This is a genomic window from Halomonas halmophila, from assembly GCF_006540005.1.
GTDB classification, from domain to species: Bacteria; Pseudomonadota; Gammaproteobacteria; order Pseudomonadales; family Halomonadaceae; genus Halomonas; species Halomonas halmophila.
On the sequence record NZ_BJOC01000081.1, the window covers coordinates 1 to 1,234 of the forward strand.

The following is a 1,234-nucleotide window of genomic DNA, read 5'->3' on the forward strand; positions in this document are numbered from 1 at the left end:
AAAGGCCGGGGGTTATGTTCCACGATGCCCCGGGCGCACCTTCTTCCTCGACCTGTTCGGTCGTGGCACCAAGCATCAGCTCTGGTCCAATGCTGTAGAAACTGAAAACCCTGTCGCCATCATTTTCGGTAGCACTCAGATTTTTGGCTATACGCTGCGAGGCATCGGTCAGGGTGCTGAAGAATCGTTCAACCGTACTTTTCTGACTCCGCTGATTACCGGCTCGCCGAATCGATGGCCCGGTATCATACGTCTCGGTTTTGCTCGGGCTGGTACCTACCGTGATAGTTCTGGTCTTGGCGCCACATACCACTGTCATGTCGGCATGTATGCCCCACCCTTGCCGAGTTGATACTTGCCTGACTCGCGGGCCCACCTCCAACCGGTCTGCAAGCTCACGACCTTCACTTTTTTCGACAAATCGTGTGCCCAGGTTTGGCGGTGCTATGGTGACCAAGCCATCAAATTTCAATTGAGGAAGCGTAACTGAGGTAAAGACGAAGTCGTTGGTGCCGTCATGAGAAATACGGAACCGCTCTTCGCTGACCATCTCGTTACGGTTCATGATGATATCCAGCAGCATGGCGGCCGTTTTAACGGCGAGTCCCGCCTCCGGTGGTATAAGCCCCATGAGTGCACCGGGCAAAGAGATGGGTGGCACGGGTTCGGTCAGCACCGTAAAGTCGACAGTCGTGGTCGTTCCTGGGCTGAGCACAGTGCCGTCCATTTCGTCAGTCCAGTACACTCGGTGCTCTCCATGTGAGCAGTTGTCGAGCGTTATCGCTACCTGGCCCTCGTCCTTGAGCTGCGTCCCCTCCAGAAAATCCTCTAACGTCCCTTCGCCTGCCACAAACTGATGTGCCACGAAGTAGATGGTGCCGTCCGTTTCCTTTAGCTCATTTTCTCCTTGAAGGGTGACGCGGTTATTTTTTCCACCATGACATACCACCTCAACTTTCTTTATGCAGGGCGTTAACGAAGCACACTCAACACAACTGCCACCGAATTCACTATCGTGCGTGGGAACTTCAAGCTCAGGTAATGGATCGATCGGACTATCAGTAAGCGGCTCGCCCCCGTTGTTCAGATAATCCTCGTATTGGGCACGTGCCGTATCCTCCTGCACGACCTGACCCACTGGGTCATTGCCATGCTGCAGGGCCGATTGGAGGGAGCGCAGGGTCCGTAGCGGACTCGAGAAATGCTCCGGCTGCTGCTCCACCAGTGATGCCAT

Annotated in this window: 1 protein-coding gene; it reads right to left on the reverse strand. The window is 54.9% G+C overall.

What is annotated here, in order from left to right:
* Window positions 1-1,126, reverse strand: a 1,126-nt coding sequence (locus HHA01_RS14670) for a hypothetical protein (protein WP_141322059.1), incomplete at its 3' end; no start/stop codon positions are given.
* Between the last annotated feature and the right edge of the window lie 108 nt (window positions 1,127-1,234).